Below are 13452 nucleotides of genomic sequence, written 5' to 3'. Positions count from 1 at the left end.
TCCGCTTGCCAACCGCCAAGCGACAGGGGATGCAGGAGCCATGCTCGCCGCCCTGATCGTGCTCGCCCTTACTCCGCCCCTCGTGACCCAGCCGATACAGGCCGAGCGGCGGCTGATGCTGACCTGGTTCGATCGGATTCGCGTCGATGGCCCCTTCACGGTCGAAATCCGCGCCGGCCCGGGACCGAATCGGGTGGTCGGCGATCCCCATTCGATCGAGGCGGTGCAGGTCCGCCTTGATGGCCGCACGCTGGTCGTCAGCCCGGCGCGCGACGACCGTGGCCGCCCGGTCGCCGCGCCCTCGCCGGTGGTCGAGCTGTCGACCGATCGGCTGACGGCGATCGCCGCCGATGGCGCGGGGATGGTCCGTATCGATCGCATGGCCGGGCCGCGCGTCGATATTGCACTGAGCGGCGACGGCGCGGTCACGATCGGCGCGGTCGATGCGGAAGTCCTTTCCGCGATGGTGATCGGCAGCGGCAGGCTGACCCTGTCGGGCAAGGGCGGGCAGGGCCGCTTTGCAGTCAACGGTCCGGGCAGTATCGACGCGGCAGCGCTGACCATCGACATGCTGCAGGTCCGCAGCGAAGGGGCAGGCAACAGCCACTACCGCGCCCGCTATTCGGCCGATGTCAGCGCCGAAGGGTCGGGCAGCGTCACGGTCGACGGATCGCCGCAATGCCGGCAGCGCGGCACCGCGACGATCCGCTGCGGCTGACTTACGCCGCTTCGCGCGCCAGCACCGGATAGTCGGTATAGCCCTCGCTCCCGCGCGAATACCATGTCGCCATATCGTCGGCGTTCAGGTCCGCGCCGAGCTTCAGCCGCTCCGGCAGGTCGGGATTGGCAAGGAACGGCCGGCCGAAGGCGATGGCATCGGCGATGCCGGCATCGAGTTCTGCCTGCGCATTCTCGCCGCGATAATCCTGGTTCAGCACCAGCGGTCCGGCAAAGACCTTGCGGATCTCGGGCGACACGCGCGGCTGGGTCGCGCTGCCGAAGGTGCCGTCGGGGCCCGGTTCGCGCAGTTCGAGGAAGGCGATGCCCTTGTCCGCCAGTAGCTTCGCCGCGGGGACGAACACCGATGCCGGATCGCTGTCGATCACCCCCTGCGTATCGCCATTGGGCGAGAAGCGCACCGCGGTCCGTCCTGCGCCGACTTCGGCGATCAGCCGGTCGACGACTTCGTCGAGCAGCCGGATACGGTTTTCGGGCGACCCGCCATAGGCATCGTCGCGGTGGTTGGCGCCGTCACGCAGGAACTGGTCGATCAGATAGCCATTGGCAGCATGCAACTGCACGCCGTCGAACCCCGCGGCCTTCGCATTGCGCGCGGCACGCGAATAATCGTCAAGCACCCGCGCAATATCGTCCAGTGTCGCGGCGCGCGCCGCCGCATACGGCTTCTTGCCGTCATAGGTATGCGCCTTGCCCGGCGCGGTCGTCGCCGACGACGACAGCGGGGCGGCACCACCCAGGAAATCGGGATGCACGACCCGGCCCATATGCCATAGCTGGGTCACGATCCGGCCGCCGGCTTTGTGGACGGCGTCGGTCACCGGCTTCCACGCGTCGACCTGTTCGTCAGTCCACAGTCCCGGCGCATAGGGCCAGCCCAGCCCTTCGCGGCTGATGCCAGTCCCTTCCGAAATCAGCAGCCCCGCCGAGGCGCGCTGCGCATAATAATCGGCCATGATCGCGGTCGGCACATGCTCCCGCGTTGCCCGGCCACGGGTCAGCGGCGCCATCAGCACGCGGTTGGGCGCTTCGATATCGCCCAGCGTGATCGGATCGAACAGAGTCGGCATAGGGTAAACTCCACAAAACTTGGAAATCAGGCGACGCCGCAAAAATAGGGCGGTAGGGGGCGGCATGCAGCCGGTAACGCCTGAAACAAAAATTATGCCGCACCCAAGATCACCGCGTCGCGCAATTGCCGCCGTCATCGCCGCCAATGTCGCGCTGGCGTTCGGGCCATGGTTCGTGCGGTTGGCCGATACCGGGCCGGTCGCCGCCGCCTTCTGGCGGATCGCGCTGGCGCTGCCGGTGCTGCTGATTGCAGCGCTATGGACCGATCGCCGTGCGGTCGGGCGGGCGGGATCGATATTGGCGCCGCTGCTGATCGGTGGCATCGCCTTCGCCGTCGATCTCGGCGCATGGCATATCGGTATCCTGCGCACGACGCTGGCTAATGCGACGCTGTTCGGCAACTGCGCGGTGCTGATCTTCCCGATCTATGGCTTCGTCGCGATGCGCCGCTGGCCGACGCGGGCGCAGGGGGCGGCACTGCTACTGGCGGCGGTGGGCGGGGTGCTGCTGCTCGGGCGCTCGGCCGAATTGTCGTCGCGCCATCTGGCCGGCGACCTGTTCTGCGTGCTCGCCGGAGTCCTCTACGCAGTCTATTTCATCGCGATGCGCCGCGTGCGGCAGACGATGGCACCGGTGCCCGCGCTCGCTCTGTCGAGCATTGCCAGCGTACTGCCGCTGCTGCTGCTGGCGATGGCGCTGGGGGAAACGATCCTGCCGACGCAATGGGGTCCGCTATTGGCACTGGCGCTGGTCAGCCAGATCGCCGGGCAGGGGCTGATGATCTATGCGCTCGGGCATCTCAGCCCGCTGGTCGTCGGCCTCGCGCTGCTGGTCCAGCCGCTGGTCGGCGCGACGATCGGCTGGGCGGCCTATGGCGAGCGGCTGACGATGCTCGACGCGGTCGGCGCCGTGCTGGTCGCCGCGGCGCTGGCATTGGTCAGCGCGCGGCGACCGGCGGCGCAGTAGTCAGGACAGCGTCGCCGTATCGGTCAGCGCGCGGAAGTCGCTCAGCGACCGGTCGAAGAAATGCGTCCGCGGCGCATCGAAGGTCGCCATGTACAGCTTGCCCGCGATCAGCGTCGCACGCGCCTCGCCCCGGCGGGGCAGACGGTCATTGTCGAGATAGCTATAGCTGAAGCGGATACCCGGCTGGCCGAGAAACGGGTCCGGTGCCGATCCGGTGACCTGGAAATCGGCGATCTGCCGTTCGGTGCGATAGGTCGTCTCCAGCAGTTCGGGGATTTCGACCAGCAGCGTCGATTGCTTGAGTTTCGGCAGCGGCTTCTGCTTGCGGCTGGTTTCGCGGACCAGCGGTTCGTCGGCGGCAATTCCAGCATACCAGGTGACGTCGTTCAGCTGCTCGCCGTCGAGCGTCCACGTCTCGGCCTTCTTGCCCGGACGGATCGACAACAGGTTCCAGTCGCGCGGCGGCGTGACGCGCAGCGTCGATCCGGCGATCACGACCGGCTTTCCCTTCTCGCGATAGCCATTGGCGGCGACCGGGGCCGCCAGCATCGAAACGGCAACGAACAGCAGCGCACTACGGCGCAGGCGGCGGACAGACATGGTCATGGCTCCACGGGTTCGGCCGGGGCGAGCATGGCGATCATGCCAGCATCCGGCGCATCGGGTTTCAGGTGCAGATAGCGGCGCAGCGCTGTGCGCCCCTCGCTCGGCCGGCCGGTCTTGAGCAGCGACAGCCCCAGCCCGCGATAGGCATCGGCAAGCGCGGGATCGCCGGCGACGGCATTGGCGTAGAATTCGGCGGCATTGACCAGATCGCGCGGATTGCCGCGCGCGCGGTACAGGTCGCCGCGCGCCAGCCACAGCCGCGGGGTCCAGCCCTGTTCGGCCAGCATCGCGATCAGATAGTCGCTGGCGCCGAAATCGTTCAGCTTGATCTGATCGTCGAGAAAGGTTGGCAGCCACGGCGCCAGCGCCTGCGCATAGCGATCCGCCCCGTCGTCGCGGGCGTCCCCCTGCGGATCGGCGAGCGCCGCCATCGTCGCAGCGCGCTCGGCGTCGGGCGGATGTGACGCGGAAAAGGCGAACAGGTCGTAGCGCGGCTTCGACAGTCCGCGCGCACGCGACGACGCTTCAGCCTCCGCCATGACGTTGCGCCAGACGCTGGCCGCTGCCTGTGGCCGCAACATGCCCTGATTGAGATAGCCGAGACCCAGCAGATCGGCCTCGCGTTCCTGATCGCGCTTGTACCGGTACAAATGGCCGTACACCGACCATTGCAGGTCATTGTACCCGGCGCGCGTCTGATAACCCGGTGCCATTGACGCCAGCACCGCCGCCCAGCTCAGGATGTCGGTCCCAGTCCGCCGCGCCTTGAACCTCTCCAACGAATGGCGGCGTTCGAAATGGCCGAATTCATGGCCGAGGATCGCGCCCAGTTCGGCCTCGTTGCGCACCCGCAGCAACAGGCCGCTATACACACGCATGGTGCCGTTCGGGGACATGCTCGCGTTGAAGAACGGCACGCGCAGGATATAGATTCGCGTCGCTGCGCAGCGATCCTTGCCGACCGTCGCGCACAGCACGCCGCGGACATAGCCGTTCAGCGCCTCGTCGCGGATCACCTCGGGCGCATTGGCCAGCGCGCGCTCGTCCTCGTCGGCCTCGCGCCAGAAACCGATCTCGTCGACACCCTGCGGCTGATAGACGCCGGCATAGGGCGGCGGGGGCGGTGCCTTGTCTACGGGCACGGCGGCGGTGGCGAGCAGCGCGACCAGCGCCGCCGCGCCGCGCGCGAACGCGGTCATCGCGCGGCGGTCTTGACCGGCGTCGCCGCTGCGGCCGGGGCCGCGGTGCTGCCGGGAATGCCTTCGAGCAACTGGCTGATCCGCTTCTGCGCACCCTCCGGCGTCCGCACGTCACCGCCCATGGCATTGTCGGCGTTCAGCCAGACCAGTTCACCGGTCTTCAGATCGACTAGTCCGGCATAGCCAGCATGTTCGCCCGACTTGACCGCGACGCCCGGCCCGAGCAGCGCCACGACCTGCAGGATCTTGCGCCCGGTCGATCCGTACGCGTCCTTGTTATACAGGAACAGCGCATAGTCGGCGTCCTTGGCACCGGGCAGCGCGGCGATGCCGCTGCCCAGCGACCAGTCGAACACGCTCGATTTGTTGTCGCGCTTCTTCGTCGGCAGGCGGTTGCCGGGGAAGAATTGATAGTTGATGACCGATTGCGAGACCGCCGCGAACAGCCCGGCATATTCCTCGACCAACTGCGCATCGGCGCCATAGCTTTCGGGGGCGGTAATCACCTTGTTGCCCAGCCGCTGCTGCTGTTCGGCAAGCGCGGTTTCGAGGTTCTTGCGCGCCTGTTCGGTCCAGTCGCCATTCGGTTCGAACATGCCGCCGGTCGATTGCGCACCGACCGACACGGTCGGACGGAAGACCAGGATCGTCTTGCCGCTGCCGGCGGGCAGTTCGAACCCGGCCTTCGCCGCGGTACGCTCCTGCGCGCTCGCATCGACGACCGCCAACGACAGCACCGCCGCAACCGCGACGGCCAACATCCGACCTACGTACATGAAGCCCCCCAGCTTGATATACGATCGACGATATCGCCGCGACCGTAATCGCGCAAGCCGGCGGCAGCAGACAGACCGCACCGTTTCGGGGCGATCGTCAGGCGACTCCCGCCCGGCCGAGATCAACCAGCGCCTCGCCGAAGCGGGTGATATCGCCCGGCGCGAAACCGGCGATGTTGATCCGGCCGGAGCCCGCCATATAGATGCCGTGCGTCGCGCGCAGCCATTCGATCTGGGTCGGCGACAGCGGCAAGGTGGCGAACATCCCCTTGCCGCGACCCAGCGGGGCGAGATCGACCGATCCCGCCCGTCCGATCGCCGCCAGCTCGGCGCGCAGCCCTTGCAACCGGGTGCGCAGCGCATCGAGCTCGCCGCGCCAGTCGGCGGCGAGCTGTTCGTCCTCCAGCACGATTCGCACCGCCGCCGCGCCATGATCGGGCGGCATCGACCAGTTCGCCCGGGCGAGCGCCAGCAGGTTCGACAGCACGATGTCGCGCGCCTCGGCATCGGGCGCGGTCGCCCACAGCGCACCGGTACGTTCGCGGTACAGCCCGAAATTCTTGTCGCAGGAATAGGCGACCAGCGCGAACGGCACCGCATCGATCACCGCGCGCGTGCCCGCCGCATCGCTCGCCATGTTGTCGCCCAGCCCCTGATAGGCGAGGTCGATGAACGGCACGAGCCGGCTGTCGGCGATGGCGGCGGCGATCGCTTGCCAATCCTCGGGCGTGGGATCGATGCCGGTCGGATTGTGACAGCAACCGTGGAGCAGGATCGCGTCGCCCGCCTCCGCCTGACCGATCGCGGCCTGCACCGCAGGCAGGTCGACAGTCTGCGCGCCCATATCGAACATGGCGTGGGGCACGACGACGATGCCGGCGGCGGCAAAGACCGGCGCGTGATTGGCCCAGCTCGGCTGCCCGATCAGGATGCGGCGCACGCCCGCCTTTGCCAGCAACTCCGCGCCCAGCCGCAGCGCGCCGGTCCCGCCCGGCGTCTGCAATCCGCAGCGGCGGTCGGCGGCAGGGGTGGGGCCGAACACCAGCGGTTCGAGCAGCGCGACGAAGCCCTTGTCGCCCTCCGGCCCCAGATACGCCTTGCTGTCCTGCGTCGCGATCAGCCGCATTTCGGCTTGCTTCACCGCCTGCATCACCGGGGTATGGCCGTGATCGTCGCGGAAGACGCCGACGCCCAGGTCGATCTTGTGCGCGCGCGGATCGGCCCGGAACGCACCGATCAGGCGCAGCAAGGAGTCGGCGGGCTGCGCGACCAGCGAACGAAACGGCATGAACATCCCCGAAATGGCGGTACCGCCGCGCCTATAGGCCGATCGATCCGGCGAAGGCAGGCCAAAACGGCGTACCGCTTTCGGACGATTACTCCTGTCGTTCGGCCAGATAACGTTCGAGATCGTCGCTGCCGCCGATGCGCTCGCCGTCGATGAACACCTGCGGGGTCGTGCCGACGCCGTGCTCGGCCTTGAACGCGTCGACCTCCTCGCGCGATCGCAGGATCTGGTCGTCGACGCTGTAGCCCGCCGATTGCAGCAACTGCTTGGCATGCACCCCGAACGGACAGATGTGATCGGGCAGGACCATGCGATAGAGCGTGGCGTTCGGGGTATCGGCCATGACGAAATCCTTCTGGAACAGGCGGTCCCCGCCACAGCGCCCGGACCGTCCCCGGGTTCCGCCGTTGCCGTTTGTGCCGCCACCCCCTAGCTAGACGAGATGATGGAGGATGCGATGGCCCCGCTGGCACCTGCCGACCTGACGCTCGACGAACTGCGCGCGGCGCTTGCCCCGCTGGTCGCGGCCAATGCTGCGTTCGACGGCTGGAACGACAAGGCGGTTGCCGCCGCCGCGCAGACCTTCGGCGCCAATCCCGATGTCGCGCGCCTCGCCTATGCCGGTGGCGCGGTCGACATGATCGATGCCTGGTTCGCCGAGATCGATCGGCGCATGATCGACGCGTTGCCCGCCGACCGCCTGTCGGCGATGAAGATCCGCGAGCGCATCACCGCGCTGGTCGAGGCGCGGCTGGCGGCGGTAGCGGGCGAGCGCGAGGCGCTGCGCCGCGCGCTGGCGATCCTCGCCATGCCGCAGAATGTCGCGCGTGCGGCGAAGCTCGGCTGGCGGACCGTCGACCTGATGTGGCGGTTGGCCGGCGACAGCGCGACCGATTACAACCATTATACCAAGCGGGCGATGCTGGGCGCGGTCTATGCCGCGACCGTCACCGTGTTCCTCGACGACGAAAGCGGCGGCCATGCCGATACCCGCGCGTTCCTTGCGCGGCGGATCGACGGCATCATGCGCTTCGAAAAGTTCAAGGGGCGGATGCTGGCATCGCGCGATCCCGAACGGCGGTTAAGCCTGTCGCGCTTCGTCGGCCGGCTGCGCTATCCGGCTGTTTGAGCCAAAAAAGAATCCGCTTTCCTTGGGTCGGGCTTATTGCTAATTAGTCGCAATGCTCGCTCCCAACCTCAATCTCGCCCAGTTGCCGCGGACCCAGCAGGCGACGGTCGCGTCGATCGAATGGGACCGGATGTCGCCGACCGAGGCACGGCGCCTGCGTGAATTCGGGCTGGATGAGGGCGTCGATATCGAACTACTCCACCGCGCAATGCTAGCCGGCGGGCCGCTCGCCTGTCGCATCGGGCGGATGACCGTCGCGCTGCGTGCCCATGTCGCCGGCGCGATCCGCGTCGCACCGTTGGCAGGCTGACCGGACCCGACGTGAACCCCGCACCTCTGGTCGCACTGGTCGGCAATCCCAATGCCGGCAAGACCGCGCTGTTCAACGCGCTGACCGGCGCCCGGCAGAAGGTCGGCAATTATCCGGGCGTAACCGTCGAACGCCATTCGGGTCGCCTCGCGCTCGACGACGGGCGACCGGTCGAGCTGGTCGACCTGCCAGGTACCTATAGCCTTGATCCGTCCAGCCCCGACGAAGCGGTCACCCGCGACGTCGTGCTCGGGCGGCAGGCGGGCGAGCGTGTCCCCGATGCGATGATCGTCGTCGCCGATGCGACCAATCTCGACAATCACCTGCGCTTCGTCCTCCAGCTGAAGTCGCTTGGGCGGCCGATGGTGCTGGCGCTCAACATGATCGACATGGCGGCGCGCGACGGGTTGAAGATCGACCTCGCCGCGCTGTCCGCCGAACTCGACCTGCCGGTGGTGGCGACCGTCGCGGTGCGCAAGCGCGGGCTCGACGAATTACGCGCCGCGCTGGCCGCCGCGCTGTCGGGCGCTGCACGCTCGACACCGATCGATGGGGTCGAGGCCGATATCCGCCATTTCCAGCGCGAGGCGCGCCGCATCGCCCGCACCGCCGTCGTCGAACAACCCCGCTCGCGCGCGGTGACCCGCGGCGTCGACCGCATCGCGCTCCACCCCGTCGCCGGGCCGATCCTGCTGCTCGCCATCCTGTTCGTGATGTTCCAGGCAGTGTTCAGCTGGTCCGAAGCGCCGATCGGCTGGATCGAGGGGGCACAGGGCTGGTTGGCCGATACGGCGGTGGCGACGCTGCCCGACAATTTCCTGCGCGACCTGCTGGTGGAGGGGGTCATTAACGGCGTCGGATCGGTGGTGGTGTTCCTGCCGCAGATCCTGATCCTGTTCGTGTTCATCCTGCTGCTCGAGGCATCGGGCTATATGGTCCGTGCCGCCTTCCTGATGGACCGGTTGATGAGCGGGGTCGGCCTGTCGGGTCGCGCCTTCATCCCGCTGCTGTCGTCCTTCGCCTGCGCGATCCCCGGCATCATGGCCACGCGCTCGATCGACGATCCCAAGGAACGCTTGACCACGATCCTGATTGCACCGCTGATGACCTGTTCGGCGCGGCTGCCGGTCTATGCGGTCATCATCGGCGCGTTCATCCCGGCACGACAAGTGCTGCCGGGGGTCGGGTTGCAGGGGCTGGTGCTGCTGGTGCTATACCTGACCGGCATATTGGGCGCGGTCATCGCCGCCTTCGTGCTGCGCCGCACCGCGACCAAGGGCGTGGGCGGCGGGTTCCTGATGGAAATGCCGCGCTATCAGCTGCCCTCGATCCGCGACATCGCGATCGGGCTTTGGCAGCGCGCCTATGTGTTCCTGCGCCGCGCAGGCACGATCATCCTGCAGGTCACGGTCGCGCTGTGGTTGCTCACCTCCTACCCGGTCGCACCGGCGGGGGTGAAGCAGTCCGAATATTCGATCGCCGGGCGGATCGCGTCGGGGCTGGAGGTCGTGCTGCGGCCGATCGGCTTCAACCACGAAATGTCGCTGGCGGTGATCCCGGCGATGGCGGCGCGCGAAGTCGCGGTGTCGGCGCTCCAGACCGTCTATGCGATCGATGCGGCGGACGAGGAACAGGGCGCGCAGGAACTGGGCGGGCGGCTGGCCGGTCGTTGGAGCCTCGCCACCGCGCTCGCCTTCCTCGCGTGGTTCGTGTTCGCGCCGCAATGCCTGTCGACGATCGCCGTTGCCCGGCGCGAGACCAATGGCTGGAAATGGCCGCTGGTGATGATCGGCTATCTGTTCGCGCTCGCCTATATCGCGGCGGGGGCGACCTATTGGACGGCGGTCGCCTTCGGGCTCGGCTGACCTTCTCCGACAATCCGGGATCAATCCTCCCGCTTGACCCCATCCAGCAACGCCTTGCGCCGGGCGGCATCGGCGTCGTCGCGGGCCTTTTCGGCGGCGGTCCGACCGAATTTCGCGCGGTTGGCATCGGCTTCGTGGGCACGTTCCGCCTTGGCGCGGGCCTTGCGGAAACGGTTGAGGTTGATGACGTCGCCCATCGCGATTCCTTTCGACCCGAAATCTGCCGTGTCATCGCCGGATTGACCAGTCCGAAACGCATGTTGCCGCAAGGGGCGATGCGGCGTAGCGGGCGCCGGCGGGGAAGGGCGACAGGCGGATGGGAACAGGCAGGACGGCAGCACTGGCGCTCGCGCTATTGGCGACTGCCTGTGGCGGCGGTGGTGAGGCGGAGGGCGGCACGGTAATCGCGCCGAATCCGACGCCGACCCCGACGCTCGCACCTTCGCCGACCCCAACCCCGACGCCCAGCCCGACCGGCTGGTGGCGCCCGACGTCGGCGACGACGTGGCAATGGCAGTTGAGCGGCACGATCGACACCCGCTATGCCGTCGACGCCTATGATATCGACCTGTTCGACGCGCCGCCCGCGACGATCGCCGCGCTGCATGCCGCCGGGCGGCGCGTCATCTGTTATTTCTCCGCCGGATCGTCCGAAAACTGGCGCAACGACGATAGCCAGTTCACCGCCGCCGATCGCGGTGCGGCGCTCGACGGCTGGGCGGGGGAGCGCTGGCTGGCGGTCACCTCGACCAATGTCCGCCGGGTGATGGCGCTGCGGCTCGATCTGGCCAGGGCCAAGGGCTGCGACGCGGTCGAACCCGACAATGTCGATGCCTATGCCAACCGCAATGGCCTCAACATCACCGCCGACCAGCAACTCGACTATAACCGCTTCCTCGCCGCCGAGGCGCATAAGCGCGGCCTGTCGGTCGGCTTGAAGAACGATCTGGATCAGGTGGCGCTACTCGCCCCGGCGTTCGATTTCGCGGTCAACGAACAATGCCATGAATATGCCGAATGCGGCCGACTGGCCCCGTTCCTGACCGCCGGAAAGCCGGTGTTCGTCGCCGAGTATAAATCCGCCTATCGCACCAACAGCGGCGGTGCACGCGACACGATGTGCGCGGCGTCGCGGGCGCAGGGGCTGCGGACGCTGGTGCTGCCGATCGAACTCGACAACCGCTTCCGCTTCAGCTGCGACGCCAACTGACGCTGGCAAAGCGGTCCGCGCTGGCATAACAGCGACGATCAGGTTTCGAACGAGGATTTTTCAGCGATGGCTGGTAGCGTCAACAAGGTCATTCTGGTGGGCAATCTGGGCCGCGACCCCGAGTCGCGCTCGTTCCAGAATGGCGGTAAGGTGGTGAACCTGCGCATCGCCACGTCGGAATCGTGGAAGGACCGCAATTCGGGCGAGAAGAAGGAAAAGACCGAATGGCATTCGGTCGCGATCTTCAACGAAGGGCTGGCGAACGTCGCCGAACGCTTCCTGCGCAAGGGCTCGAAGGTCTATATCGAAGGTCAGCTCCAGACCCGCAAATGGCAGGACCAGAACGGTCAGGACAAGTACAGCACCGAAATCGTGTTGCAGGGTTTCAACAGCGTGCTGACGATGCTCGACGGTCCCGGCGGTGGTCAGGGCGGCGGCGGTAATCGTGGCGGCGGCGACTTTGGCGGCGGTGACGATTTCGGCGGCGGCTCGGGTGGCGGCTATGGCGGCGGCCAGAGCGGCGGATCGCGGGGCGGCGGCAGCGGCGGCGGCTATAATTCGGGCGGTAACAAGGGCGGGAATTTCGGCGGCGGCTTCGGCGACGATCTCGACGACGACGTGCCGTTCTGATCGCGGGCGCGGTACGTCTCCCTCTCCCGCCGGGAGAGGGAAGCGGCCCGTCCGGCGCAGCCGGAGGGGAAGGGTAAGGGTGAACCTTATCGGGCAGAAAACCCTTAGCCCGGCCGTTTCAACACGAAGGTCGTAACCGACCGGGGCGGCGCGACCATCACGCGCCCCGCGACCGGCGCGGCATTGTGTGTCGCATCGGTCACCACCGTTTCCGACAGGCGATAGCCGGTCATGGCCAGCGACAGGTCGCGGCGGATCGGCCCCGGATTGACATGCACCACCACCAGCGTCGCTCCATCGGGCGACAGGGCGGCGATGCTGTCGATATCGTCGATCGGCACCAGCCGGTAGCCGGGCCGGATGTAGCGGCTGAAATTGGCCATCGCCCAATATTTGCGGGTGATGTGGATCGGATGCGGAGCCGCCGCGGGTGCGGTCAGGTCCATCTTGATAAGGCCCCAGTTCGATCCCGGCTTGCCGTTGCGCCCGCTCAGCGTCTCGACCGCCTGCCAGAATACCCAGGCCGCCGGTTCCAGCCGCCGGAAATCGCCGACCAGATGCTCGGCAAAGGCGAGCGGCGTCGTCATGCTCTCGAAATTCTCTAGGTCCTTGTCGGCGCTCATGTCGTGCTCGCTCATCCACAGCCGGATGTTCGCAGCGCGCGCGATGTCGCGGACGGCGGTCTGGTGGGTGTTGCCATAGCTGTGGACGTTCAACTGCCCGACCCGCGCCCGCGTCGCCGGGCTCCAGCCTTCCCAGTCGCGGACGAACAGCGTCGAATTGGTCTCGTCGGGGGCGGCGATCACCGTCTTGAGCCCGCGTGCTTTCAGCGCCGCGTCGGCCGCATCGATCATCTGCCCCTGCCGCGCCGGGCTCCAATGCGCGCCCTCCTGCGTATTGGCGGCGAACCAGTAATCGGTATTCGGCTCGTTGACCGGCGACAGCGTGCGGAAGGTGATGCTGTGGCGGCGCTGCAACTCGTCGACGACCCGCGCCAGATAGGCCGCGAAGTACGTCTCGGCACCGGGGCGCAGATTGTCGTCAGTCCCCTTGGTCGCGCCCGACACCCGCCCGCTGACGGTCATGAACCATGGCGGCGAATTGGAGAAGGCTTCGAAGATCGGCTGGCGGACGCGGCTGCGGATCGCGTCCAGCCACCATCGTTGATCGGCATCGGCCGACCAGTCCCACATCGCCGGATCGTCGGGCCGCCACCAATCGGTACCCGTTGCACTCGCGGGTTGCCGCCAGAAACCCGGCACCGCCGCCCCGGTGCGCAGATAGGGCGGGGTATCGGCGGCATTGCCCCCACCGATATTGTAGCGCGCGATCGTCCAGCCGAGCCCGCCCGGACCGTAGAACAGATCGGCCAGCCGCTCGCGCGTGGCCGGCGGATAGCCGCCGGTGACGTTCGCGAACCAGGCCAGTGCCGTGCCCCAGCCTTCGAACGTCGTCCCCGGTCGGTCGGTCGCGACATGCAGCGTGATCGCCACCTTTGCCGGTGCCACCGCAGTGGGTGCCTGCGCAACCACCGGCGCCGATATGCCGGCCAGAAGCAGCATCGCCGCCAGTTTCCGCATCGTCCGCCGCCGTACTTTCATCGTCACTCCCCGAATTGTCCGACAAGCGTCACATTCTGGATCGCCTGCCCATTTTCTGAAACG

At 67.5% G+C, this 13452-nt stretch carries 15 protein-coding genes; 7 read left to right on the top strand and 8 right to left on the bottom strand.

The features are described 5' to 3' along the window. The first annotated feature begins 40 nt into the window (after positions 1 to 40). Positions 41 to 718 carry a GIN domain-containing protein gene (locus ACTHQV_RS03725; RefSeq protein WP_440488438.1) on the top strand — a complete coding sequence of 226 codons (678 nt, stop codon included), beginning with the start codon at positions 41 to 43 and terminating at the stop codon, positions 716 to 718. Between the two features lies 1 nt (position 719). On the opposite strand, the gene ACTHQV_RS03720 is transcribed toward ACTHQV_RS03725, so the two are convergent. Next, the gene (locus ACTHQV_RS03720; RefSeq protein WP_440488437.1) at positions 720 to 1808 is read right to left on the bottom strand and encodes an alkene reductase; all 1089 of its coding nucleotides are present in this window, start codon (positions 1806 to 1808) and stop codon (positions 720 to 722) included. A 94-nt stretch (positions 1809 to 1902) separates the two neighbouring features. Between ACTHQV_RS03720 and ACTHQV_RS03715 the strand changes: the two genes are divergently transcribed. Further along, the gene (locus tag ACTHQV_RS03715; RefSeq protein WP_440488436.1) at positions 1903 to 2775 is read left to right on the top strand and encodes a DMT family transporter; all 873 of its coding nucleotides are present in this window, start codon (positions 1903 to 1905) and stop codon (positions 2773 to 2775) included. On the opposite strand, the gene ACTHQV_RS03710 is transcribed toward ACTHQV_RS03715, so the two are convergent. The 5 genes from ACTHQV_RS03710 to ACTHQV_RS03690 form a co-directional block, all read right to left on the bottom strand. Then, positions 2776 to 3381 (bottom strand): hypothetical protein, encoded by a 606-nt coding sequence (locus ACTHQV_RS03710; RefSeq protein ID WP_440488435.1) that lies wholly within the window; start codon positions 3379 to 3381, stop codon positions 2776 to 2778. Beyond that, positions 3378 to 4580: a M48 family metalloprotease gene (locus ACTHQV_RS03705; RefSeq protein WP_440488434.1), complete on the bottom strand. Its 1203-nt coding sequence runs from the start codon at positions 4578 to 4580 to the stop codon at positions 3378 to 3380. The genes ACTHQV_RS03710 and ACTHQV_RS03705 overlap by 4 nt, the downstream gene beginning before the upstream one ends. Further along, positions 4577 to 5341 carry a hypothetical protein gene (locus ACTHQV_RS03700; RefSeq protein WP_440488433.1) on the bottom strand — a complete coding sequence of 255 codons (765 nt, stop codon included), beginning with the start codon at positions 5339 to 5341 and terminating at the stop codon, positions 4577 to 4579. The genes ACTHQV_RS03705 and ACTHQV_RS03700 overlap by 4 nt, the downstream gene beginning before the upstream one ends. A gap of 112 nt (positions 5342 to 5453) precedes the next feature. Beyond that, the gene (locus ACTHQV_RS03695; protein WP_440488432.1) at positions 5454 to 6644 is read right to left on the bottom strand and encodes an amino acid aminotransferase; all 1191 of its coding nucleotides are present in this window, start codon (positions 6642 to 6644) and stop codon (positions 5454 to 5456) included. An 88-nt stretch (positions 6645 to 6732) separates the two neighbouring features. Further along, a complete protein-coding gene (locus tag ACTHQV_RS03690; protein WP_440488431.1) occupies positions 6733 to 6987 on the bottom strand; it encodes a glutaredoxin domain-containing protein in 255 nt (84 codons plus the stop codon). A 99-nt stretch (positions 6988 to 7086) separates the two neighbouring features. On the opposite strand from ACTHQV_RS03690, the gene ACTHQV_RS03685 reads away from it, so the two are divergent. From ACTHQV_RS03685 to feoB, 3 genes are read left to right on the top strand one after another with little or no spacing between them, the layout of a single operon-like run. Further along, positions 7087 to 7773, top strand: a complete 687-nt coding sequence (locus ACTHQV_RS03685; protein ID WP_440488430.1) for a COQ9 family protein — start codon at positions 7087 to 7089, stop codon at positions 7771 to 7773. A 52-nt stretch (positions 7774 to 7825) separates the two neighbouring features. Then, entirely contained in the window at positions 7826 to 8083 is a 258-nt protein-coding gene (locus ACTHQV_RS03680) for a FeoA family protein (RefSeq protein ID WP_056457784.1), read from the top strand. Between the two features lie 11 nt (positions 8084 to 8094). Next, the gene (gene feoB / locus ACTHQV_RS03675; RefSeq protein ID WP_440488429.1) at positions 8095 to 9948 is read left to right on the top strand and encodes a ferrous iron transporter B; all 1854 of its coding nucleotides are present in this window, start codon (positions 8095 to 8097) and stop codon (positions 9946 to 9948) included. A 20-nt stretch (positions 9949 to 9968) separates the two neighbouring features. Here the strand turns inward: feoB and ACTHQV_RS03670 are convergent, their stop codons facing one another. Beyond that, positions 9969 to 10145, bottom strand: coding sequence for a DUF4169 family protein (locus tag ACTHQV_RS03670; protein WP_440488428.1), 177 nt, complete (start codon positions 10143 to 10145; stop codon positions 9969 to 9971). Positions 10146 to 10264: 119 nt separating this feature from the next. On the opposite strand from ACTHQV_RS03670, the gene ACTHQV_RS03665 reads away from it, so the two are divergent. After that, positions 10265 to 11158, top strand: a complete 894-nt coding sequence (locus ACTHQV_RS03665; protein ID WP_440488427.1) for an endo alpha-1,4 polygalactosaminidase — start codon at positions 10265 to 10267, stop codon at positions 11156 to 11158. A gap of 66 nt (positions 11159 to 11224) precedes the next feature. Continuing rightward, positions 11225 to 11788, top strand: coding sequence for a single-stranded DNA-binding protein (ssb, locus tag ACTHQV_RS03660; protein ID WP_440488426.1), 564 nt, complete (start codon positions 11225 to 11227; stop codon positions 11786 to 11788). Between the two features lie 104 nt (positions 11789 to 11892). Here ssb and ACTHQV_RS03655 read toward each other — a convergent pair whose 3' ends face one another. Continuing rightward, positions 11893 to 13389: a glycoside hydrolase family 30 protein gene (locus ACTHQV_RS03655; RefSeq protein WP_440488425.1), complete on the bottom strand. Its 1497-nt coding sequence runs from the start codon at positions 13387 to 13389 to the stop codon at positions 11893 to 11895. Positions 13390 to 13452 lie beyond the last annotated feature (63 nt).

The organism is Sphingomonas sp. SAFR-052, assembly GCF_051965015.1.
Taxonomy (GTDB): Bacteria; Pseudomonadota; Alphaproteobacteria; order Sphingomonadales; family Sphingomonadaceae; genus Sphingomonas.
This window is presented reverse-complemented; position numbering and strand designations above follow the sequence as displayed.

Coding starts and splice junctions, on each gene's coding strand:
- ACTHQV_RS03725 (WP_440488438.1), top strand. CDS start 41: ATGCTCGCCGCCCTGATCGTGCTCGCCCTTACTCCGCCCCTCGTGACC.
- ACTHQV_RS03720 (WP_440488437.1), bottom strand. CDS start 1,808: ATGCCGACTCTGTTCGATCCGATCACGCTGGGCGATATCGAAGCGCCC.
- ACTHQV_RS03715 (WP_440488436.1), top strand. CDS start 1,903: ATGCCGCACCCAAGATCACCGCGTCGCGCAATTGCCGCCGTCATCGCC.
- ACTHQV_RS03710 (WP_440488435.1), bottom strand. CDS start 3,381: ATGACCATGTCTGTCCGCCGCCTGCGCCGTAGTGCGCTGCTGTTCGTT.
- ACTHQV_RS03705 (WP_440488434.1), bottom strand. CDS start 4,580: ATGACCGCGTTCGCGCGCGGCGCGGCGGCGCTGGTCGCGCTGCTCGCC.
- ACTHQV_RS03700 (WP_440488433.1), bottom strand. CDS start 5,341: ATGTTGGCCGTCGCGGTTGCGGCGGTGCTGTCGTTGGCGGTCGTCGAT.
- ACTHQV_RS03695 (WP_440488432.1), bottom strand. CDS start 6,644: ATGCCGTTTCGTTCGCTGGTCGCGCAGCCCGCCGACTCCTTGCTGCGC.
- ACTHQV_RS03690 (WP_440488431.1), bottom strand. CDS start 6,987: ATGGCCGATACCCCGAACGCCACGCTCTATCGCATGGTCCTGCCCGAT.
- ACTHQV_RS03685 (WP_440488430.1), top strand. CDS start 7,087: ATGATGGAGGATGCGATGGCCCCGCTGGCACCTGCCGACCTGACGCTC.
- ACTHQV_RS03680 (WP_056457784.1), top strand. CDS start 7,826: ATGCTCGCTCCCAACCTCAATCTCGCCCAGTTGCCGCGGACCCAGCAG.
- ACTHQV_RS03670 (WP_440488428.1), bottom strand. CDS start 10,145: ATGGGCGACGTCATCAACCTCAACCGTTTCCGCAAGGCCCGCGCCAAG.
- ACTHQV_RS03665 (WP_440488427.1), top strand. CDS start 10,265: ATGGGAACAGGCAGGACGGCAGCACTGGCGCTCGCGCTATTGGCGACT.
- ssb (WP_440488426.1), top strand. CDS start 11,225: ATGGCTGGTAGCGTCAACAAGGTCATTCTGGTGGGCAATCTGGGCCGC.
- ACTHQV_RS03655 (WP_440488425.1), bottom strand. CDS start 13,389: ATGAAAGTACGGCGGCGGACGATGCGGAAACTGGCGGCGATGCTGCTT.